The 260-nt window shown below is 59.2% G+C and carries 1 protein-coding gene; it reads right to left on the bottom strand.

Features of this window, described 5'->3' with window-relative positions:
* A partial coding sequence (locus tag SB764_RS41860) for a CbbQ/NirQ/NorQ C-terminal domain-containing protein (protein ID WP_410867016.1) occupies nucleotides 1-242 on the bottom strand: 242 nt, incomplete at its 3' end.
* Between the last annotated feature and the right edge of the window lie 18 nt (nucleotides 243-260).

Below are 260 nucleotides of genomic sequence, written 5' to 3'. Positions count from 1 at the left end.
ACCAGCGTGCGCTCCAGTTCGTCGCACTTGTTGAGGAAGGTCACGCGGAAGGCAAAGGCGAGATCGCCGAAGATTTCCGCATTTTCCGCCCAGGTGATGACGGTACGCGGGCTCATAACCGTGGAGAGGTCGCCATTGACGAAAGCCGAGCGGGTAAGATCGGCCACACGCACCATCTTGGAGACGGTTTCGCGGCCCTTCGGATTGTCGAGGCTCTTCACCTTGGCGGCAATGATGTTCACTTCCTGCTCATGCGGCAG

The sequence above is a fragment of the Paraburkholderia sp. SIMBA_027 genome, assembly GCF_046535315.1.
Taxonomy (GTDB): Bacteria; Pseudomonadota; Gammaproteobacteria; order Burkholderiales; family Burkholderiaceae; genus Paraburkholderia; species Paraburkholderia tropica.
Note: the sequence above shows the minus strand (reverse complement) of the source record. Positions and strands in the feature narration are given on the sequence as shown.